This window comes from Eionea flava (assembly GCF_055393785.1).
Map to the genome: position 1 here is coordinate 1,122,309 of NZ_AP036018.1, position 21,181 is coordinate 1,143,489.

Sequence of the window (21,181 nt, forward strand, 5' to 3'; positions counted from 1 at the left end):
ATAAGAACCACTCAATAAGAAGTACGGTTGGTGAATAACCATTATTAAAGCGGATACGTTGTTCAGCGTATTCGCTTTTTTGTTTTTACAGGCACTTATTTATTGCTGTTTCGTAGGTTTGAGCCTCCGTATACTTCAGGTATTATTGTACGGTTAATGTTATAAAAGTTGATGATATTTCACACTAACAATGAGTAAGTAATCTCATGGCAAATGGTCTCCTGGTAAGGAGCGGCATGAAAACTAAAATAAGATCCCGTCATTCTGGAAAGCGTTTTTTGCTTATCCGGAATCTGCTGGCTTCAGGTTGTGATTGTATGGTAGGTCAAACTTGGTATGACGAGACGAGGTTAATGGAGATATAGTGACGCCAGATATTGATAGACAATTCATTGATAATTCATCTGTCAAAGATTCGATTATCCGTTCGTTAACCTTGTTGCCAAGTGACGGTGTGAGCCCGTTTGTTGATTCATTGAGCCAAGTCACCCAGCCCACGTCTGTGGGTTTTGTTAATCAACACGCCTATAACATTATGCATCGCGACAGTCAGGTTCAGGTCGATTTTAGCCATTTGACTTATCGGTTGCGTGATGGGGCAGGTATAAAGCTCGCTTGTCAATATAATGATTGTGATCCGGGTGCCAATTTAAATGGAACAGATTTTATTCCAGCTTTATTGAGCCAAATTTATCGTGTAAAAAGTGATTGTTGTACTTGTGTTTTTGGTACAGAAGAGCCTTGGCTATCGACAGGTTCTGCTTCTTTATTAGGTGAGCGTGAGTGTATATTGCTCAATGGTTTTGAGAGTGATGATGTATATATTCGACAAGCTAAAGAGTGCGCAGAGCAGTGTGTAGAAAGTAATGATTTTTTGGTCATAGTGTTGGCGATGGGGATGCCAAAGCAAGAAAGAGTGAGTCGGCAATTAATGCAAACGCTAACGACGCCCACGCTCATTATTTGTGGCGGTGCTATTATTGATTTTTATGCGGGGCGTTTTTCGCGTGCGCCAGCCGTTTTTCGCCGTTGTGGTCTTGAGTGGTTGTATCGTTTGTGTGTTGAACCGAAACGGTTGTTTCGGCGGTATGTGATAGGTATCCCAGAATTTTTTTTCTATATGCTGAAGAATAAAAATCAATAAATCGGATGGTATTTAAGCAGTGAGGTTACGTCCCTTAAATGCCTCTTTATCGTTTCTTGCCGGTGATACATTCTACAACTTCGAACCATTTAGCTCAGAATGCACCACAGCTCGTCTCTTCTAAGGTTATTGGTCGAGGTATTTTTCCGCATCTAATGCCGCCATGCAGCCAGAACCTGCTGAGGTAATTGCTTGACGGTAAATATGGTCAGCGACATCACCAGAAGCGTAAACGCCTTCTATACTCGTTTGGGTTGCGTTGCCGTTTAGCCCGCTATTAATCACAATGTAACCGTCTTTCATTTCTAGTTGGTCTTTAAAAATATCGGTATTGGGTTTGTGACCAATGGCGATAAAGACCCCCTGTAGGTCGATTTCAGTGAGCGAATCATCAAGCATACTTTTAATACGCATACCGGTAACGCCAGATTGATCGCCTAGTACTTCATCGAGGGTTTGATTCCATTTAATGGTGATGTTGCCATTTTTTTCTTTATCAAATAGTTTGTTTTGTAAGATCTTCTCTGCACGTAACGTATCGCGGCGATGAACAAGTACAACCTCTTTGCAGATATTAGAGAGATAAAGTGCTTCCTCAACGGCAGTGTTACCTCCACCGACAACAGCAACTTTTTGATCGCGATAAAAGAAACCATCGCATGTGGCGCAGGCACTTACACCTTTGCCCATAAAGGCTTTTTCCGATTCTAGCCCAAGGTATTGTGCAGAAGCACCAGTGGCAATAATTAAGGCATCGCAGGTATAGGTGTCATTCCCTTTAAGTACAAAAGGGCGCTGCTTAAGATCCACTTCGTTGATATGGTCAAAAATAATTTGAGTGTCAAAGCGTTCAGCGTGTTGTTGCATCTGCACCATTAAATCTGGACCTTGCAAATCATGAGTACCGCCGGGCCAATTTTCCACTTCGGTAGTGGTTGTCAATTGTCCACCTTGCTGCATACCCGTAATCACCACAGGGTTTAAATTTGCTCGTGCAGCGTAAATGGCCGCCGTATAGCCCGCAGGGCCTGAACCTAGAATAATTAAACGATGGTGCTTATTAACGTTCATTGTCAACCTTATGTATTTGTCACCAGCAGAGGTGGATAGCGTTTATTTTATGTTTGTATGTGATGATGTACCACACCTGTAACAGGGAACTCTTTATTTTATCAATGCCCACGGCTGCACAGGATAAGTTGCGCTAGTAAAAAAAACTGTAGCCATTACAATAGCTCGCCATAATATCATGGCCGCAAAGCGACTTATAGCGTATTTTACTTGTAGCCTAGACGAGATGCTCTTTGTCGCATATCGCGTTGTTATATTCTATAGCGATACATTATTGAGATGTTAATACCTTATTAATTGGGAGATAACTTGAAAGCCAGCGCTAAAAAAAGTGATCCATCATCGGCCCAACGGCTAATTTTACGTATCGTAAAAGAGGGCGCGCTAATTGGTTGGTTACTTCTATGTATTTATTTGCTGTTAGCGCTGGTTAGTTATTCACCAGCCGATCCTAATGGCTGGTCTAGTACGGGCACCAATACCGTGGCTCAAAATTACCTTGGGCCAACAGGTGCATGGCTAGCTGATCGTTTCTTTTCTTTTTTTGGTTATATTGCTTACCTTTTCCCATTAATGATTGCCTACCGTTTGTGGTGCTCATTCAAGCAACGCCATTCACTCGCGCCGTTTGATTCTTTACTGTTTGTGTTGCGTGCTGTGGGCTTGCTCTTGGTTATTGCATCAGGCACAGGGTTGATTGCGATTCAAACCTTAGGGCAAGAAAGCGCACTGCCTTTTTCAGGGGGCGGCTTATTAGGCATTCATTTAGCAGAGGCTTTAGAAGGGGCGCTAGGGTTTATTGGCGCTACGTTGTTGTTCTTGGCAATGGGTTTACTGGGCGTGACGATATATACCGAATTATCGTGGTTACGTTTGGTGGATGCGATTGGTCGCGTTACCCTGCAAGCCAGTGAAAAAACGATTGCATTTGTACGCCAATGGTCAGCGCGTTATATCAAGAAAAAACAAGAAGACCAGCAAGTTAAAGCCACGGTGAAATTGCGACAAGATGCTGTGGTTCGACAAGCGATGAAAATGAAAGAGCGTATTCCCCCCATTATTGAAAAGCCTGCCGAAAAGCCTAAACCGAGTCCGCGAGTAGAAAAAGAAAAGCAAACTACCTTGTTTGATGCGCCGGTTGTGGGAGAGCTGCCTCCATTAAACTTACTTGACCCTGCTGATGCGCCGCATGCCAAAGGTTTCTCGGAAGAATCACTAGAAGCGATGTCTCGCTTATTAGAGTTAAAATTGCAAGATTTCGGTGTGACGGTAGAGGTAGTGTCTGTACTGCCGGGGCCCGTCGTTACACGATTCGAATTGCAGCCAGCGCCGGGTGTGAAAGCCAGCCGTATCACTAATCTTGCGAAAGATTTAGCGCGCTCAATGGCGGTGGTTAGTGTTCGCGTTGTTGAGGTTATTCCGGGTAAATCGGTTGTGGGCATCGAAATTCCCAATGAACACCGTGAGATGGTGCGTTTGACCCAAGTGTTATCGTCGTCGGTTTATGATGATTCGAAATCCCCGTTGACTCTGGCACTAGGTAACGATATTGCCGGTGAGCCTATTGTTGCTGATCTTGCCAAGATGCCTCACTTACTGGTGGCGGGTACCACAGGTTCGGGTAAATCAGTCGGTATCAATGTGATGCTACTGAGCTTGCTTTATAAATCGACGCCGAAGGATGTTCGTTTGATTTTAGTTGACCCTAAAATGCTTGAATTATCAGTATATGAAGGGATTCCTCACTTGCTGACCCCCGTTGTCACCGATATGAAAGATGCATCAAATGGCCTGCGCTGGTGTGTGGGTGAAATGGAGCGTCGTTACAAATTGATGGCGGCACTGGGTGTACGTAATTTAGCAGGATATAACCGCAAAGTAGACGAAGCCAATAAACGCGGAGAGCCCATCCCTGATCCGCTATGGCGACCAGAAGAAGAGTTTATTGCGGGTGAAGAAGTGCCGACAGCACCTGATTTAGATACTTTACCAGCCATTGTTGTAGTGATTGATGAATTTGCCGACATGATGATGATTGTGGGTAAAAAAGTGGAACAATTAATCGCACGTATTGCCCAAAAGGCGAGGGCAGCCGGTATTCATTTACTCTTAGCGACTCAACGCCCCTCGGTTGATGTGATTACTGGGCTTATTAAAGCCAATGTACCCACGCGTATTGCTTTCCAAGTATCGTCGAAAATTGACTCTCGAACCATTCTTGACCAAGGTGGTGCGGAACAGCTACTAGGGCATGGCGATATGCTGTATTTACCACCGGGTACCAGTGTGCCTATTCGTGTGCATGGTGCCTTTGTTGATGATCATGAAGTGCATAAAGTGGTGAATGACTGGAAGCGTCGAGGAGAGCCTGATTATATTGATGGTATTGTCGACGAAAGCGCTAACTCGATACCCGTTCCCGGCTTGGCGGCAGAAAGTGAAGATGGCGACAATGAAAGCGATGCGCTTTATGACGAAGCCGTTGCCTTTGTTACGCACACGCGTAAAGCGTCCATTTCTTCGGTACAGCGTAAGTTGCGTATTGGATATAACCGTGCTGCTCGATTGATTGAAACCATGGAAGCCGCCGGAGTGATTACTGAAGCAGGGCATAATGGTAGCCGCGAAGTCATTGCCCCTCCACCTCCAAGCTAACGTGTTCACATAGGTGGGCATATAGGCGGTCATGTAGATCGTTTTATAGGTGTAAAAAGCAGGGTAAAAAATGTATTATAAAAAAATAGAAAGTGGTTTAATTATGTCTTTTAAGCAATTGACTTTATTTATTTTTTTGCTTTTGTTGGGTTTCAAGGTATACGCTGATGACGCGGGTGAACTGACCAGTAAGCTCGCATTGTTAACGACTTTTTCTGGTGAATTTCAGCAAACGCTGGTGGATGACGAAGAGCAAGTATTGCAAGCGTCAAAGGGTATTTTTTCCCTCAAAAGACCGGGTTATTTTTATTGGGAAACCACCGCACCTTTTCCTCAATTATTGGTGTCCGATCTCAATACTATATGGCTCTATGATCCAGATCTGGAACAAGTGTCTGTAAAGCCATATGACGAAAAAATTTCTCAAACACCGGCATTATTATTGAGCGGCGATGTGAATAAAGTGAGTGACGCCTATCGTGTTGAAAAACTGAATGTCGATGCTCAGACAAATAGCGAGGTGTTTAGCGATAACCCTGTTACCGTTTTTGCTCTTTTTCCTAAGCAGCCACAAACACTGTTTACTCAGTTGTTGGTCGAATTTACCGGCGACCAGTTAGCATCCATGCAGCTTCACGATTCGTTAGGGCAGGTGACAACGTTTGCATTCAGTCAGGGGGTTTATAATCAAGCTATTGCCAATGAGCAATTTACCTTTACTCCTCCCGATGGCGTTGATGTGATTCAAGCTCAATGAGAGCCAGCCAATCGTCGTCGCCCATTTTTCGTGCTAAACAGCCGTGCTCAACAGTAAAGTATTATGACTAGTGATCTCTTTGACAATGAGCCTCATCAGGCAATGTCATCCATAACACACGAGCCATCGTCAGCAGACTCGCTGATGCCTTTAGCTGCACGCTTACGTCCTCAAACTATAGCTGATTACATTGGCCAGCAGCACTTATTGGCTGAGGGCAAGCCTTTGCGTGAGGCCATTGAGAAGGGTCAGCTGCATTCGATGGTATTGTGGGGGCCGCCCGGTGTTGGTAAAACATCATTGGCACGTATGTTGGCGCACTTGGTGGATGCAGAATACACCTCATTGTCTGCAGTACTTGCAGGCGTTAAAGATATTAGGGAGGCGGTTGCTAAAGCACAGTTAATACAGCAGACCTCAGGTCGGCGCACTTTATTATTTGTGGATGAGGTCCATCGTTTCAATAAATCGCAACAAGATGCTTTTTTACCTTATGTAGAAAGCGGTGTGATTACTTTTATTGGTGCAACGACAGAAAACCCCTCGTTTGAACTGAACAATGCATTATTGTCTCGATGTCGGGTATACGTATTACGTCGATTAGACGAAAGCGATATTTCGCACTTATTAACTCGTGCGCTCACTGATAATGAAAAGGGCTTGGGGCAGCGCAATCTGAGCTGCGATGATGATACGTTGTCTATCTTAGCTAAGGCGGCGAATGGCGATGCCCGTCGAGCATTAAACCTGCTAGAAATTGCCAGCGACCTTTCTGATACCGCCATTACTCAAGAAACCCTAGCAGAAGTCTTGGGGGGAGACATTCGACGTTTTGATAAAGGCGGCGATATTTTCTATGAGCAGATCTCGGCGTTGCATAAATCGGTACGTGGGTCATCCCCCGATGCGGCCTTGTATTGGTGTATGCGTATGCTCGATGGCGGGTGTGATCCACTCTATGTAGCCAGACGAGTGGTGCGAATGGCGGTAGAGGATATAGGCAATGCTGACCCTCGCGCGTTATCGATCAGTTTATCTGCATGGGACACACAAGAGCGCTTAGGTAGCCCAGAAGGTGAGCTAGCCATTGCGCAAGCCGTATTGTATTTGGCCTCAGCGCCTAAGAGTAATGCGGTGTATAATGCCTTCAATAAAGCGAAGGCGGATATAGCGGCAATGCCTGATTATGATGTGCCAGTACATCTGCGCAATGCGCCAACTGCACTCATGAAAGATCTTGCCTACGGAGAAGAATATCGTTATGCCCACGATGAAGAGGGCGCGTATGCGGCGGGTGAAAATTACTTCCCCGAAGCGATTGCGGATAAGTCGTACTACCAGCCAGTACCGCGTGGTTTAGAGGCAAAAATTAAAGACAAGTTAGCGTATTTGCGAGAGCAAGATAAGGCGAGTGATCAGCAGCGTTATAAAAAATAGCGTTAGACGTTAGCTCTACTACTGTTCCTAAGCATGTCGTCCATAAAGGAAACGTTATGTATCAAATTTTAGAGGCTGGTACGGCTCAACAATGATCTGGCTAGCGGTTGCACTAGGAGGCGCTTTAGGCGCGCTTGCGCGTTTTGGGGTCACACAGTATATTTTTCCTGTGCATGCTAAACAGTTTCCATGGGATACGCTAACGGCGAATATCGTCGGCTCTTTTTTAATCGGCGTGTGCTATGTATTATTGATCGAAAAACAATGGGTCGCTGCGTATTGGCGGCCTTTTTTAATGACGGGGTTTTTAGGGGCATTTACTACCTATTCAACGTTTGCATTAGAGGCTTTTTTATTGTGGCAACAAGGTTCAGCAAGCTATGCCGTTATTTATGCTTTTGCCTCGTTAGTGGGTTGCCTATTCGCAGTAGCAGCAAGTATTTATATTAGTACCCAATTATTTCACTAATCCCTTAATGACTTTACTTAGTTAACATTACGTACGGAAAATTATTATGCTAGACCCCAAATTATTGCGTAGCGACCCACAGGGCGTTGCTCAAGCATTAGCAAAGCGTGGCTTCATTCTTGATGTAGAAACGATACAAGCGCTCGATGAGCAGCGAAAAGTAATTCAGGTTAAAACCGAGTCTTTGCAACAAGAGCGCAATAGTAAATCTAAAAATATTGGTAAGGCTAAAGCATCGGGTGAAGATATTGCGCCATTACTGAAAGAAGTTGAGCATCTAAAGTCTCAACTATCCGCAGCCGATGAAGAGTTAAAAGGTCTACAAGAGCAGCTAGAGGCGATATTAATTGCAGTGCCTAATGCGCCTGCCGAGGATGTACCCGAAGGCCAAGATGAAGAGGATAATGTTGAAGTGCGTCGTTGGGGTACGCCGCGTAGTTTTGACTTTGAGGTGAAAGACCATGTGGATCTAGGCGCACAACTCACCGCGTCGCAAACTGGTGGGCAAGGTCTGAATAGTAGTTTAGATTTTGATGCTGGTAGTAAAATTACCGGTTCCCGATTTGCCGTGATGCGTGGAGGCGTGGCTCGATTACATCGTGCACTCATCCAATTTATGATCGATGTGCATAGCAATGAGCATGGTTATCAGGAAATTCATGTGCCTTTCTTAGTTAATCGCGATTCGTTGTTTGGTACGGGTCAGCTCCCTAAATTTGAAGAAGATCTGTTTAAAACCAATGATGAGCGCGAACTATATCTGATCCCTACCGCAGAAGTGCCGATCACCAATTTACTGCGTGATGAGTTATTACAAGACGATACGCAGTTACCCATTAAGTTTGTGTCGCATACGCCGTGTTTTCGCAGCGAAGCAGGCAGCCATGGTCGAGACACACGGGGCATGATTCGCCAGCACCAATTTGAAAAAGTGGAAATGGTTAACTTTGTTAAACCGAGTGAGTCGATGCAAGCACTAGAAGAGTTAACCGCTTGTGCAGAAGCCATATTACAAAAACTAGTGTTGCCTTATCGCACGGTAGTATTGTGTGGTGGCGACATTGGTTTTTCATCAATGAAAACATTTGATATTGAAGTGTGGGTGCCTTCGCAAAATAAATATCGCGAAATTTCGTCGTGTAGTAACTTTGGTGATTTCCAAGCGCGTCGCATGAAAGCTCGCTTCCGTAACCCTGATACCGGAAAAACCGAATTGCTGCATACCTTAAATGGTTCTGGCTTAGCGATAGGCCGTACTTTGTTGGCCATTATGGAAAACTACCAGCAAGCGGATGGCAGTATTGTAATACCCGAAGTATTACGGTCGTATATGGGTGTGGATGCTATAAGCCCGGAATAAGTTGTACTTTTTATGAATTACATGCCTTTCTTTTTTGATGTACGCCAGCGTGATTGTTTGTTGATCGGTGGGGGTGCGATTGCCACTCGCAAAGCGCGTTTGCTGGCAAAAGCCGGCGCTGTGTTACATATCGTTGCACCCTATATCACAGATGAACTACAAGCCTTAGCCGAGCAGGGGGGCGGGCAATGTTACTTCCGTTGCTATCAAGACAGTGATCTTGATCAAGGCGCTGTGATTATTTGTGCTACCGATGATATAGAAGTGAATCAACAAGTGTCGGTTGCAGCGCAAGCGAGAAGATTGCCGGTTAATGTGGTTGATGCGCCAGAGCTGTGTAGCATTATTACTCCTGCCATTGTTGATCGTTCACCACTGATGATCGCCATTAGTAGTGGGGGCGATGCGCCGGTACTTGCTAGGCAAATGCGGGCTAAGTTAGAAGTTATTTTTCCAGCGGCTTATGGCACCTTGGCTAAAGTCACTCGTGAGTTTCGAGGGCGAGTTAAGCAGCGAATATCATCGGAAGCTAAGCGCCTACGCTTTTGGGAAAAAGTATTTGCCAGCCATATTGCTGAAAAAATATTTGCAGGCAAAGTCGATGATGCCAAAAACGATATTGAAGCGTTACTCGGTGATAATCCCGATGCCGATCTTGCCGGGGAGGTATACCTCGTTGGGGGGGGGCCGGGTGATCCAGACTTGCTTACCTTTAAAGCTCTGCGCTTAATGCAACAGGCAGATGTCGTGCTCTATGATCGCTTGGTGAGTGATGCGGTGATGAACCTTGTTCGTCGTGACGCCGATCGTATTTACGTGGGTAAACGCACCAGTGATCACGCCGTACCCCAACAAGAAATTAATCAACGCTTGGTGGATTTAGCGAAAGAAGGCAAACGGGTACTGCGCTTAAAAGGCGGTGATCCGTTTATTTTTGGTCGTGGCGGTGAAGAGATCGAATTACTGGCGCAAAACAATGTGCCGTTTCAAGTGGTACCCGGTATTACTGCTGCCTCGGGTTGTGCGGCGTATTCAGGTATTCCTCTAACACATCGTGACTACGCGCAATCAGTACGCTTTATTACGGGGCATACAAAAGAGGGCAATGTTGACCTTCCATGGATATCATTGCTTGATGCTCATCAAACCCTTGTTTTTTATATGGGGCTTGTGAACTTACAGCCTATTTGTAAGCAGTTAATGGCGCACGGTCGTGACCCGGAAACGCCCGCTGCCCTGGTTGAGAAGGGTACAACGCCACAACAAAACGTCATTATTGGTACGATCAATACGCTCCCGGAACTGATAAAACAACAAACCGTGGAAGCGCCAACATTACTGATTATTGGTGGTGTTGTTAGTTTGCATCACACATTGAACTGGTACGAAGCAGAATAGTCTACTTAAAGACTGATTGGTCTTTATCTGGGTGTTCTGAATAAATCATTCCGGCGAAAACCGGAAACTAATAAACGCCTATACTATAGAGATACCGGATCAAGTCCGGTATGACGAGTGGTTTAATCAGGGGTTCTTTAAAAGCGTTTGCTGGTACATAATAGTAAATAGATTTAGCAGCCATTTTCTATAGGGTAAAACAGGCGCATTTCGTGGACTTTTTAATCGCGTATAAAATTATTATTGTTGTTGCTTGGTTCGTGCTGATATTTTTATTAGAGCGTGTTTATAGTGCCGCGTGTTATCCGGAATTTTTATCGTCTACGAAGAAACATTGGCGGGTGGCTAAAAACCTTGGTGTTTCTACGATTAATATGTTGTTATCCCCGTTGTTAATTATTCCTTTAACCGCGTGGATTAGTGTTTACTTCTCTTCATGGCGTCCAGAATGGATGTCGCACCCTGCTTTTTTTCTTCTTGATTTGTTGTTGCTCGATTGTTTTCTCTATTGGTGGCATCGAATAAATCATCAATTGCCATTTCTATGGCGTTTTCATGAAGTTCATCACCTAGATGAGTTTTTAGATTCAACCACGGCATTGCGTTTTCATTTTGGTGAGGTGTTTATTTCTGCCATCGTGCGTGCCTGCGTTATTGTTGCGTTAGGCATTCCACTCGTTAGTGTAATTGTATTTGAAATTCTGATCGTCGTTTTTTCCGTATTTAATCACTCTAACTTACGTTTGCCCACATGGTTAGAAAAAGCGTTGTCGCGTTTAATTGTCACGCCATCAATTCATTGGGTACATCATCATGCTAAACGAGTAGATACCGATGCTAACTATGCGACTATTTTTAGTATTTGGGATCGGCTGTTTCATTCATTAAGTCAGCAGGCAAGACAGCTACGTATGCCTATTGGTGTTGAAGGTAAAAAAGATTTGCCATTAGTGGCGTTGTTGTTAAGGCCATTGAAAGAATGATTGGAGGCGTATAATGAATGTCATGTCGTTCCACGACCCAAAGGGTTCTTTGATTGCATTTGCGATTATTGTAGCCTTGTTTTTTTGCGTTAATACTTATGCTGAAAAGGCACCCGTAATCAACTGGGAAAAGTCCACCCCTCAAGTTTCTGTATCCGAAGCGCATCAATTATCGATAACTCATCAATTACTGCTCGTTGATATACGTTCAGAAAAAGAATGGCAGGAAACGGGGGTTGCGCCGCAAGCCAAGTTAATCTCTATGCATCAAGCAGGAGGTGTTCCTGTCTTCGAACAATCACTAAAGGCATTACTCGACGGTGATAAACATCGGCCGATTGCGCTAATTTGCGCGGGAGGAGTGCGCAGTGCAAGAATACAGCGGTATCTAAAGGCGCAAGGTTTTACACATGTTGTTGATGTGGTTGAAGGTATGGAAGGTGGCATATTAACCGACGGCTGGATTGATGAAGGCTTGCCAGTTGTTGATTATCGCGTATTGAAAGGGCTGTAAGCCGTCGCTAAATTCCTAATATCAATTTTTTATAGAAAACTGTCAAGAAATTTACAAAACGGCCGATATCTTCTATAAGTTGCTATGATGTGACAAATAAATAGCTTGTTACACTTCAATCTAATGTTTAGAGACCTTTGCACGAAAGATGATTTTGCTTTCAGGCAAGGCAAAAATGCACGGAGAGAGGGAGTTTATACATGATAAATGACCGATTGAGTACATTTTTCCTCGGTACCCCCTTGTGGGGTAAACGCTGCATGAGAGTGAAATGGCTTTCGTGCAAAGGTCTCGTTTAAAGCCTAAGGAGGTGATCCCATGAATATCGGTTCATTAGTCCCTCCAGTAAACCCCGCTAAGCCAAGTTACCCCAAGCGAAGCGAAGTTGCCGTTGCTGGATCTGAGACCAACAAAGATGCCCCAGAAAATCTACAAGGCTACGTTTACGAAAAACAGCAACGCCGTAAGCGGCGCGGCCAAGATCGTCGTAAAAAAGACGTGAAGCCAGCCTTGGACATGCGAGTGAGCGGTGACCGCCGTGAAACTAAAAGACCGAGAATCAATATCAGCGTGTAATTCGCTATTGATAGCGGGAAGTTTTTGTTTCTGTTGTCACCATTTATTATTCTTAAAGTATTATTTGCTAACACTGCTGTCTCGTTAAACTATGCTTGGTTACGATGCAAGCCACAGTATCTAAGACCTCCGGCTACCTTAGCCCGCGTGGAGACGTGGATTTCCAACCATTATTCAAAGCACGCCGTGAATACATCCATGTAGGCTCATCACCCGTGTCCATGCGGGTGATGGCTTTGCCTAATGGCTGGAATTCCACTATTGAAAAGTTAGTGAGACAGCAGTGATTTACTAATGATGCGTACAACGGTTTCTTACCGTTTGTATGCATTATTACTTCCCCCTCGTATATTGAGCTCTAGTATCTGCTGCGCCCCGTTTTTATCGATGTTATGGTAACGCTTTTTTATAACGAAGAGTCACTACAGATAATGTCTACCGATCTTTGTGTATGTTGCAGTGGTAAAGTTTTTTCTCATTGTTGCATGCCTTTTCTTACGGGTAAAAAGTATCCTCCTACACCTGAAAAACTAATGCGCTCACGATTTTCTGCTTATGCACTAGGGGGCTATGGTGAGTATTTGTTGTTATCTTGGTTGCCAGCATTAACGGTGTCTTTACATGCGATTGATTTGTCTCGACGAGATACCGAGTGGCAATCGTTGCGTGTAGTGCAGGCACAGCAAGCTGGTGAGCAGGCAACAGTGATATTCGATGCGGATTTTGTGGATGCTCAGGGTGTTCTTCAAACTTATCATGAACAATCGCAGTTTGTGCGTGTTAATAAGCGCTGGTTGTATGCAGGTATTGCGGTAGAATAATGCATTTTTTTTGCCTGTTATGGGCTATTTTTTGTGAAAAATAACAACGCTGGAGAATTATGTTTCGTTTATTGGGTAATATTTTATGGTTTGTTTTGGGCGGGTTTTTGATGGGGCTTGCTTGGTTTCTTTTAGGCTTGATCGCCTTTATCACTATTATCGGTATTCCATGGAGCCGAGCCTGTTTTGTGATTGGAGTATTCGCTTTTTGGCCTTTTGGTAAAGAAGCCGTGAGTCGCAAAGACGCTAATCGCCAAGAGGATATAGGCACCGGTGCATTGGGTTTTATCGGTAATGTGATTTGGTTTTTGCTGGCAGGTATTTGGTTGGCTATTGGTCATCTAACATCGGCAGTGGTTTGTTTTGTGAGCATTATCGGCATTCCCTTTGGTATTCAGCACGTTAAATTAGCCGCGATCGCACTCGCACCCATCGGTCAAACCATCGTTGATAGCGATTCTATTAACAGTACGCGCTAATTATTAAATCGTTAGAGTCACGAAGGTAATCAATGCTATGCAAAATAAAACACTGCAACCCGGTCGTTATCGTCACTATAAAGGGCAGGAGTATGAAGTCATCGACGTCGCTCGTCATAGTGAAACCCAAGAGTATGTAGTGGTTTACCGTTGTTTATACGGTGACTATTCTTTGTGGGTGCGCCCTTACGATATGTTTATTGAAACCGTAACTGTTGATAAAAAGTCTCTCCCACGCTTTGCTTATATAGGCCAATAAACAAGCTATGACACCCTCACTAATAGAGAAAAAAACAGATGAGTATTGGATGTGGCAAGCATTGATGTTAGCGCAGCAAGCCGCTGATGCTGATGAGGTGCCCGTGGGGGCAATTGTTGTACAAAATGAGCGCATTATTGGCCGAGGTTTTAATCAACCCATTAGTTGTTGTGATCCTACCGCTCATGCAGAAATTCAAGCATTGCGTGATGCAGCTAAGCGTATTAATAACTATCGTCTGAATGATGCAACACTTTATGTCACTATAGAGCCGTGTAGTATGTGTGCAGGTGCTATGGTACATAGCCGAATTAAGCGCCTTGTTTTTGGGGCGTTAGAGCCCAAAGCGGGTGCTATTGTTAGCCAGAACCGGCAGTTAGAACAACCTCATCTTAATCACAAAGTTTTGCACACAGCAGGTGTTTGTGCGGATGAATGTTCACAGATAATGAGCCAGTTTTTTTCTCGTCGGCGTAAAGAAAAAGCAGAAAAGAAGCGCCAAAAAAATCAGACTGTTGATTAAATATCTCTTATTTCAAGGCTATAACTGAGACATATTTTCTAATGTGTCAGCGGTTTTTTCGTTGGTACTATTGATTGTGGTATCGGTTGCGATAGCCTCTTGTCGTCGCATATTTTCGTAATGCCAAATGAGAATATTATGATAATTACGAATGCGTTTTACGTAGGTGACGGGTTCCCAACCTCTCGCATAACCATGTCGAGTGGTTCGGTAGTATTTACGTTTTGCGAGCAAGGGCAGGTGCTGTTTAACATCATCCCATAAATTAGGGTCTTTGCCGTTGCGTTGGGTTAGTACTCGCGCATCTTCTAAATGTCCAAGTCCAATATTGTATGCAGCTAATGCCATCCATGTACGGTCAGGTTCTTCTATACCATCAGGAAGTCGTTTGCGCACATTAACAAAATAGCGTGCGCCACCTTCAATACTTTGTTGCGGGTCGGTTCGATCCTCAATCCCTAAGCCTTTGGCGGTTTGTGTGGTCAGCATCATAAGACCACGTACTCCAGTATAGGATTTGGCATCTTTATTCCACAGCGATTCTTGGTAGCTGACTGCTGCTAAAAAAAGCCAATCCAAATCGTGTACCTTGGCACTGTCTTTAAAAAAAGGTACCCATTGAGGTAGTCGCTCTTCAATTCTTTTAACCAGCGCCAGTGCATTACCTTCGTCAACCGTTGGCTTGCTAAAATATTGCTCTTTGAGTGTTGCTACAGTGCCATTCGCGACGACCTTATCAATGTATCGGTTAGCCGCATTGTACAAGCTATTATCACTGCTATCAGGGAATGCCCAGGCCATTCGGTCTTCTTTTGCGAGCAAAAAAGCCACTCGTGCACGAGGAAATAAAACGCTATTTGTAATAAAGGCTGTGGTATTCGTTAATGTGATTTCGGCGCGGCCTGTGTGCACCATTTCTAACATGTCAGCACTATTGGCGTTGGGAATTTCTCGCCAACTAAGTTCAGGATGATGTTGGCGCAAATCGCGTAACGTTTTTGTATAAATACTGTCGGCGATAACAGCAATATCCTTATCGATAATATCTTCAATAGATTGTGGCTTGCGCATATTACGCTGATAGATGATTTGTAGCGTAGGCTTTGAGTAGGGGGTGGTGAAGCGAATAGAATTATTCGCTTGATTGTTATAAATGGATAGTCCAGCCGCAGCAAATAACCCATCTCCTTGGCTCACAGATTGTAGAATAGTAGTAGGGTTCTCTTTATCAATAATGGTGAGTTCAACGCCGAGTTCTTCGGCAAAACCATACGCGAGATCATATTCAAAGCCAGTATTACCGAGAGGCCCTTCATAAAATGTTGAGGGGCCATTGGACGATATCACCGGCATGACACCACTGTGAATAAGGCGTTCTAGTAGATTGGGTGGGGTGCTACTGGTAAGAAGTAGAGGGATTCCACAAAGAAAGCAGGTGCCGATAAAGCGAATAATGGCATTAATCGCTCTTGCTTCGGGATGAATGGTTGATCGACTGTGTTTCATATAGTGCTTCTACTTTATTCTGAAAGCGATGATCAGCCTACCATATACTCTGCCAACATCTGTTAATTAGTATACCTGATCACTGCTAAATCCAGTACAATATGCGCCTTGTATTATCCTTGCAGTACATGCTGTGATCATCTCGCAGTATTATCTGAGACCTCTATATCTAGACTATTAAAGGCCGCTAACCAATATGTTGACTCTTTTAGGCGCAGCAGCGCTTTCTTCATTCCGCATCGAAAAAATTCTACGTAATTTACGTGCGATTAATTCAGATATTACGGGTATTGCAGGGCGTTATGCTCACTTTATCGATGTTGATACAGAGGGAGAGCAGCGCCTAAGCGATGCGCAGCAGCAGGTGTTACAGCAGTTATTAACTTACGGGCCATCTGAAGCGCCTGTCATCAATAATGCCGATGACGCGCTCTTTGTGGTTGTGCCGCGTCCGGGAACAATTTCGCCGTGGTCATCCAAGTCGACTGATATTGCTCACAATGCAGGACTTACTCAAATAAGCCGTATTGAGCGAGGCATCGCCTATTACGTAAAAGGTGCCAACCTAACACAACAACAACGAGAATTGGTCGCTAACTGTTTACACGACCGTATGGTAGAAAGCGTATTGCCGAGCTTAGAGGCGGCTAGTGGCTTATTTGTACAGCACGCACCGGAGCAACAAACGGAAGTGGATATTTTATTGGGTGGCCGTGAAGCATTAGCCGCAGCAAACAACGAGCTGGGGCTTGCTTTAGCCGAAGACGAAATTGATTATTTGGTCGATAGTTTTCAGCGCTTAGGTCGTAACCCTGTTGATGTTGAATTAATGATGTTTGCGCAGGCGAATTCTGAGCACTGCCGTCATAAAATATTTAATGCCTCATGGACATTAGATGGCGAAGAACAAACACGCTCGCTTTTTAAAATGATTAAAAATACCAACGAGTTAGGCGGTGATAATGTTCTATCTGCTTATTCTGATAATGCTGCAGTCATCAAAGGCGCAACCGCAGGGCGCTTTTATCCCAATGCGCAGAGCAAAACCTACGGTTATCAGCAAGAAGCCATTAACATCCTTATGAAAGTGGAAACCCATAATCACCCGACTGCTATCGCCCCATTTGCGGGTGCAGGCACAGGTTCTGGTGGTGAAATTCGTGATGAAGGTGCAGTAGGGCGAGGCTCAAAGCCTAAGGTAGGCTTAACCGGCTTTACGGTATCCAACCTACAAATCCCGGGTTTTGAACAACCTTGGGAAGCCGATTACGGTAAACCTGAGCGTATTGTGACGGCACTCGATATTATGCTAGAAGGCCCGATTGGTGGCGCGGCGTTTAATAACGAATTTGGTCGCCCGAATATTTGTGGCTATTTTAGAACTTTCGAAGATACCTTTGGTGGCGAGCGACGAGGCTATCACAAACCCATTATGTTGGCGGGTGGTTATGGCAACATCAAAACCGAACATGTCGACAAACCTCCATTTGACGCGGGTGCTAAGCTCATTGTTTTAGGTGGCCCTGCGATGTTGATTGGTCTTGGTGGTGGTGCCGCATCATCAATGGATTCCGGTGCGTCGTCGGCCGACTTGGACTTTGCCTCAGTACAGCGCCAAAACCCCGAAATGGAACGTCGTTGCCAAGAAGTAATTGATCAATGCTGGCAGCTCAGCACTGAGGGTAGCGATAATAACCCCATCGCGTTTATTCACGATGTGGGTGCCGGTGGTTTATCTAATGCCTTCCCAGAACTCGTTAAAGATGGCGGTTGTGGTGGTGAATTTGAACTGCGTAATGTTCCTAATGATGAGCCGGGCATGAGCCCGTTAGCGATTTGGTGTAATGAATCACAAGAACGCTACGTACTTGCTGTAAAACCCGAAGACCTCGCGCGTTTTGAAGCGATTTGTCAGCGCGAACGTTGCCCTTATGCTGTCGTCGGCGAAGCAACTTCTGAGCAGCATCTGCGCGTTAATGACACCTTATTAGCATCAACGCCGGTGGATTTGCCGATGAATGTTCTTTTTGGTAAACCACCAAAAATGCATCGCACTGCTGATAAAGCTTATGCAGATACTCAGGCCTTTGATACCGGCAGTATTGAATTGAGTGATGCGATTGATCGAGTGATTCAGCACCCATCGGTGGCGAGTAAGTCATTCTTAATTACGATTGGCGATCGATCCGTGACAGGGCAAGTCGTTCGTGACCAGTTTGTTGGCCCTTGGCAAGTGCCGGTTGCTGATTGTGCTGTAACGACTGCCGCTTACGACACCTATGTAGGTGAGGCGATGTCGATGGGTGAACGTACGCCTATGGCACTCATTAATGCACCCGCTTCAGGGCGTATGGCGATCGGTGAAGCCATCACCAACATTACATCGACGCGTATTCATAGCTTAAAAGACATTAAACTGTCGGCAAATTGGATGTGTGCGGCGGGCCATAAAGGCGAAGATGAAAAACTGTTCCGTACCGTCGAAGCCATTGGTATGGAATTATGCCCTGCGCTGGGTATGACGATTCCCGTGGGTAAAGACTCGATGTCGATGCGTACAGCATGGCAACAGCAGGGCGAAGAAAAGGCTGTTACAGCGCCTATGTCCGTTGTGATCAGTGCATTTTCGCCCGTTACCGATGTGCGTAAAACCGTGACACCGCAGTTACTCCCCCAAACCGATAGCGAATTATTATTGATTGACCTTGGTGCTGGTCAGCAGCGTTTAGGTGCTTCTATTTTAGTGCAGGTGTATAACGCCATGGGCGATGCGGCAGCGGATGTGGATAGCCCAGAACAATTACGCGCTTTCTTCGATGTGATTCAACAGTGCTTAGTGCATGATGACATCATTGCCTATCATGATCGTAGTGATGGCGGCCTTTTAGCCACACTCACTGAGATGGCGTTTGCGGGGCATTGCGGTATCGATAGTGACTTATCTTCTCTCGGTAGTGATGTGATTAGCACTCTATTTAATGAAGAGCTTGGTGCGGTTATCCAAGTGAGTCGAGATGCTATTGCACGTGTTCAGCAACGGTTTATCGATGCCGGCTTAGGCGATTGTGTGCATTCGGTCGGTGTTATCAACAATGACGATATGATTCGTTTCTCTCATAACGGTGAATCCGTCTACAGTGCACCACGCAATGTACTGCAAGCGAAGTGGAGTGAAACCAGCTTCCGTATGCAGGCATTACGCGATAACCCTGAGTGCGCGCAACAAGAATATGACCGCATCATGCAAGATGATAAGGGTTTAAGTGTATCCCTAACATTTGATACACAAGATGATATTGCCGCGCCTTTTATTACGACAAGTATTGCTACTGGTGTAAGACCCCAAGTGGCGATTTTGCGCGAACAAGGGGTGAATGGTCATATCGAAATGGCTGCCTCGTTTACTGATGCCGGTTTTGATTCAGTAGATGTTCACATGAGCGATATCTTATCGGGCCGTGTCGATCTAGCGGCATTTAAAGGCTTAGTTGCTTGCGGCGGTTTCTCCTATGGCGATGTGCTAGGTGCTGGTGAAGGCTGGGCAAAAACAATTTTATTCAATTCTCTAGCACGTGATCAGTTTGAAGGTTTTTTCCGTCGAGATGATACCTTTAGTTTAGGTGTCTGTAACGGTTGCCAGATGATGTCGAATCTTAAAGAATTAATTCCAGGTGCTGAGCATTGGCCGCGTTTTGTACGTAACGAGTCAGAGCAATTTGAAGCACGCTTTAGTCTGGTCAAAGTGGGTGATACGCCCTCCGCATTGCTGTCAGGTATGGCGGGCTCTCACCTACCGGTCGCGATTGCCCACGGTGAAGGTCGCGCAGAATTTACCACTCCTGGATCATTGGCCGCGTGTAATGATAAGCAATTGATTGGTCTACGCTATACCAACAATGATCTATCAGTGGCAACCACTTATCCAGCCAACCCCAACGGCTCGCCTGAAGGAATCGGTAGCGTGACCTCAGCCGATGGTCGCGTCACCATTATGATGCCACACCCTGAGCGCGTACGTCGTGCAATTAATAATTCATGGAAACCGCAAGAATGGACAGAAGATGGCGGCTGGATGCGAATATTTAGAAATGCACGACAGTTTGTGGGCTAATTGATATAGCAGTTTTTTAACATCGCTATTCTTTAATATATTTATCTTTTTGGCCTCAAAATTTAAAAATACGATGATAATCTTCATCATCGTATTTTTATTTTTCACCTCTCTGTTTTCTTCTCTCCTGCTAGAAGTTACTTATCGATCAATCTCTTGGATTCATAGCAACATTATTTGCTACTGTGCCTATCTGCTATACCTATCTGCTACAGTGCAATGCGGTCAAGAGATTGATAAGTCAGTGATGAATGCGGCGACATATCTCTATGTTGACGATTCCCATTAGTTATTTTTAAGATATAAAGGCACTCCTGCCTTTTTAGCGGCCTTTGTTAGCTCTTTGTCTAGCGTAGCAATCGGTAGCCCTTCTCGCATCGCTAACTCTAGATAAGATGCATCGTAACTACTTAGTTTATATGCCCTTGCTAACGCCATTATTCGGCTGAATGATTGATTTGCTGTGTGCGGATCAACATGTAAAGGCAGGTTTTCTAGCTGGCCTATAAATCGTTCAACTTCACCAATAGAAGTCTCGCCCCGTCTTTCTGCTGCAAGCAATACATTAGAGGCTTCTAGATGCCAAAGACTGGGCACCAGAGCCTCAGTATCTGAAAGGCTGAAAAGTACGGATTCGGCGTATTTTTGATCGGAGGGTTTTTCACTCTCAAGGTGCCAGCGCATGCTCACCGAATTATCTAAAATAAAATAGCTCACTTGCGATCCGCACCTCTCAGTTCGTTCAAGAGATCGTCACTAATTTTGTGTTTTTTGGCTTGCATGATATTTGCAATGGCTGTTTTTGTTCTCTGTTTATCGTTCGATCTGCTGGGTATAACGTCAGCAATAGGTTTGCCGCGGTTGGTAATAGTAAATGCTTCGCCTGATTCTACTCGACGGAGAATTTCAGGTAATTTTGTTTTCGCTTCGTAAGAACCAATGACTTCTAACACAATATAAAACCTCAGTTATTTTCATATAGACCAGTATACTAGTCTATATGAAAATAACAATCAAATAGACTAGTTTTGTGGTCTATATTGACTAGATGGTTTAAGGTATTGAATATACTATTCTTTTAATCGAGCCTGAAAGCGTTAACAACACTATAAATCTCA

General features: G+C 44.7%; 19 protein-coding genes. 15 read left to right on the forward strand and 4 right to left on the reverse strand.

The window, feature by feature from the left end:
- The first annotated feature begins 364 nt into the window (after nucleotides 1-364).
- Nucleotides 365-1,144 (forward strand): WecB/TagA/CpsF family glycosyltransferase, encoded by a 780-nt coding sequence (locus ACZ5O6_RS05235; RefSeq protein ID WP_447090773.1) that lies wholly within the window; start codon nucleotides 365-367, stop codon nucleotides 1,142-1,144.
- Nucleotides 1,145-1,270: 126 nt separating this feature from the next.
- Here the strand turns inward: ACZ5O6_RS05235 and trxB are convergent, their stop codons facing one another.
- On the reverse strand, nucleotides 1,271-2,215 hold the full coding sequence (trxB, locus tag ACZ5O6_RS05240; protein ID WP_447090774.1) for a thioredoxin-disulfide reductase: 945 nt from the start codon (nucleotides 2,213-2,215) through the stop codon (nucleotides 1,271-1,273).
- 309 nt (nucleotides 2,216-2,524) lie between these two features.
- Between trxB and ACZ5O6_RS05245 the strand changes: the two genes are divergently transcribed.
- The 13 genes from ACZ5O6_RS05245 (at nucleotide 2,525) to tadA (ending at nucleotide 14,446) form a co-directional block, all read left to right on the forward strand.
- A complete protein-coding gene (locus ACZ5O6_RS05245) occupies nucleotides 2,525-4,870 on the forward strand; it encodes a DNA translocase FtsK (protein ID WP_447090775.1) in 2,346 nt (781 codons plus the stop codon).
- 103 nt (nucleotides 4,871-4,973) lie between these two features.
- A complete protein-coding gene (gene lolA, locus ACZ5O6_RS05250) occupies nucleotides 4,974-5,627 on the forward strand; it encodes an outer membrane lipoprotein periplasmic chaperone LolA (protein WP_447090776.1) in 654 nt (217 codons plus the stop codon).
- A gap of 63 nt (nucleotides 5,628-5,690) precedes the next feature.
- On the forward strand, nucleotides 5,691-7,064 hold the full coding sequence (locus tag ACZ5O6_RS05255) for a replication-associated recombination protein A (RefSeq protein WP_447090777.1): 1,374 nt from the start codon (nucleotides 5,691-5,693) through the stop codon (nucleotides 7,062-7,064).
- A 91-nt stretch (nucleotides 7,065-7,155) separates the two neighbouring features.
- The gene (gene crcB, locus ACZ5O6_RS05260) at nucleotides 7,156-7,533 is read left to right on the forward strand and encodes a fluoride efflux transporter CrcB (protein WP_447090778.1); all 378 of its coding nucleotides are present in this window, start codon (nucleotides 7,156-7,158) and stop codon (nucleotides 7,531-7,533) included.
- A gap of 46 nt (nucleotides 7,534-7,579) precedes the next feature.
- On the forward strand, nucleotides 7,580-8,893 hold the full coding sequence (gene serS, locus ACZ5O6_RS05265) for a serine--tRNA ligase (protein ID WP_447090779.1): 1,314 nt from the start codon (nucleotides 7,580-7,582) through the stop codon (nucleotides 8,891-8,893).
- 12 nt (nucleotides 8,894-8,905) lie between these two features.
- Nucleotides 8,906-10,291: a siroheme synthase CysG gene (gene cysG, locus ACZ5O6_RS05270; protein ID WP_447090780.1), complete on the forward strand. Its 1,386-nt coding sequence runs from the start codon at nucleotides 8,906-8,908 to the stop codon at nucleotides 10,289-10,291.
- Nucleotides 10,292-10,503: 212 nt separating this feature from the next.
- A complete protein-coding gene (locus ACZ5O6_RS05275; RefSeq protein ID WP_447090781.1) occupies nucleotides 10,504-11,274 on the forward strand; it encodes a sterol desaturase family protein in 771 nt (256 codons plus the stop codon).
- Between the two features lie 13 nt (nucleotides 11,275-11,287).
- Nucleotides 11,288-11,788, forward strand: a complete 501-nt coding sequence (locus ACZ5O6_RS05280) for a rhodanese-like domain-containing protein (RefSeq protein ID WP_447090782.1) — start codon at nucleotides 11,288-11,290, stop codon at nucleotides 11,786-11,788.
- A 318-nt stretch (nucleotides 11,789-12,106) separates the two neighbouring features.
- The gene (locus ACZ5O6_RS05285) at nucleotides 12,107-12,364 is read left to right on the forward strand and encodes a hypothetical protein (protein WP_447090783.1); all 258 of its coding nucleotides are present in this window, start codon (nucleotides 12,107-12,109) and stop codon (nucleotides 12,362-12,364) included.
- A 431-nt stretch (nucleotides 12,365-12,795) separates the two neighbouring features.
- Nucleotides 12,796-13,185, forward strand: coding sequence for a YchJ family protein (locus ACZ5O6_RS05290; RefSeq protein WP_447090785.1), 390 nt, complete (start codon nucleotides 12,796-12,798; stop codon nucleotides 13,183-13,185).
- Nucleotides 13,186-13,244: 59 nt separating this feature from the next.
- Nucleotides 13,245-13,664, forward strand: a complete 420-nt coding sequence (locus ACZ5O6_RS05295) for a YccF domain-containing protein (RefSeq protein WP_447090786.1) — start codon at nucleotides 13,245-13,247, stop codon at nucleotides 13,662-13,664.
- Between the two features lie 37 nt (nucleotides 13,665-13,701).
- Entirely contained in the window at nucleotides 13,702-13,923 is a 222-nt protein-coding gene (locus ACZ5O6_RS05300) for a DUF1653 domain-containing protein (protein WP_447090787.1), read from the forward strand.
- Nucleotides 13,924-13,930: 7 nt separating this feature from the next.
- On the forward strand, nucleotides 13,931-14,446 hold the full coding sequence (gene tadA, locus ACZ5O6_RS05305; RefSeq protein WP_447090788.1) for a tRNA adenosine(34) deaminase TadA: 516 nt from the start codon (nucleotides 13,931-13,933) through the stop codon (nucleotides 14,444-14,446).
- A gap of 18 nt (nucleotides 14,447-14,464) precedes the next feature.
- On the opposite strand, the gene mltF is transcribed toward tadA, so the two are convergent.
- Entirely contained in the window at nucleotides 14,465-15,952 is a 1,488-nt protein-coding gene (gene mltF, locus ACZ5O6_RS05310; RefSeq protein ID WP_447090789.1) for a membrane-bound lytic murein transglycosylase MltF, read from the reverse strand.
- A 196-nt stretch (nucleotides 15,953-16,148) separates the two neighbouring features.
- On the opposite strand from mltF, the gene purL reads away from it, so the two are divergent.
- Nucleotides 16,149-20,063, forward strand: coding sequence for a phosphoribosylformylglycinamidine synthase (gene purL / locus ACZ5O6_RS05315; RefSeq protein ID WP_447090790.1), 3,915 nt, complete (start codon nucleotides 16,149-16,151; stop codon nucleotides 20,061-20,063).
- A gap of 285 nt (nucleotides 20,064-20,348) precedes the next feature.
- On the opposite strand, the gene ACZ5O6_RS05320 is transcribed toward purL, so the two are convergent.
- Nucleotides 20,349-20,780, reverse strand: coding sequence for a type II toxin-antitoxin system VapC family toxin (locus tag ACZ5O6_RS05320; RefSeq protein ID WP_447090791.1), 432 nt, complete (start codon nucleotides 20,778-20,780; stop codon nucleotides 20,349-20,351).
- The gene (locus tag ACZ5O6_RS05325) at nucleotides 20,777-21,016 is read right to left on the reverse strand and encodes a type II toxin-antitoxin system Phd/YefM family antitoxin (protein ID WP_447090792.1); all 240 of its coding nucleotides are present in this window, start codon (nucleotides 21,014-21,016) and stop codon (nucleotides 20,777-20,779) included. The genes ACZ5O6_RS05320 and ACZ5O6_RS05325 overlap by 4 nt, the downstream gene beginning before the upstream one ends.
- Between the last annotated feature and the right edge of the window lie 165 nt (nucleotides 21,017-21,181).

Coding starts and splice junctions, on each gene's coding strand:
- purL (WP_447090790.1), top strand. CDS start 16,149: ATGTTGACTCTTTTAGGCGCAGCAGCGCTTTCTTCATTCCGCATCGAA.
- ACZ5O6_RS05280 (WP_447090782.1), top strand. CDS start 11,288: ATGAATGTCATGTCGTTCCACGACCCAAAGGGTTCTTTGATTGCATTT.
- ACZ5O6_RS05285 (WP_447090783.1), top strand. CDS start 12,107: ATGAATATCGGTTCATTAGTCCCTCCAGTAAACCCCGCTAAGCCAAGT.
- trxB (WP_447090774.1), bottom strand. CDS start 2,215: ATGAACGTTAATAAGCACCATCGTTTAATTATTCTAGGTTCAGGCCCT.
- crcB (WP_447090778.1), top strand. CDS start 7,156: ATGATCTGGCTAGCGGTTGCACTAGGAGGCGCTTTAGGCGCGCTTGCG.
- ACZ5O6_RS05300 (WP_447090787.1), top strand. CDS start 13,702: ATGCAAAATAAAACACTGCAACCCGGTCGTTATCGTCACTATAAAGGG.
- mltF (WP_447090789.1), bottom strand. CDS start 15,952: ATGAAACACAGTCGATCAACCATTCATCCCGAAGCAAGAGCGATTAAT.
- ACZ5O6_RS05295 (WP_447090786.1), top strand. CDS start 13,245: ATGTTTCGTTTATTGGGTAATATTTTATGGTTTGTTTTGGGCGGGTTT.
- serS (WP_447090779.1), top strand. CDS start 7,580: ATGCTAGACCCCAAATTATTGCGTAGCGACCCACAGGGCGTTGCTCAA.
- ACZ5O6_RS05290 (WP_447090785.1), top strand. CDS start 12,796: ATGTCTACCGATCTTTGTGTATGTTGCAGTGGTAAAGTTTTTTCTCAT.
- tadA (WP_447090788.1), top strand. CDS start 13,931: ATGACACCCTCACTAATAGAGAAAAAAACAGATGAGTATTGGATGTGG.
- lolA (WP_447090776.1), top strand. CDS start 4,974: ATGTCTTTTAAGCAATTGACTTTATTTATTTTTTTGCTTTTGTTGGGT.
- ACZ5O6_RS05255 (WP_447090777.1), top strand. CDS start 5,691: ATGACTAGTGATCTCTTTGACAATGAGCCTCATCAGGCAATGTCATCC.
- cysG (WP_447090780.1), top strand. CDS start 8,906: ATGAATTACATGCCTTTCTTTTTTGATGTACGCCAGCGTGATTGTTTG.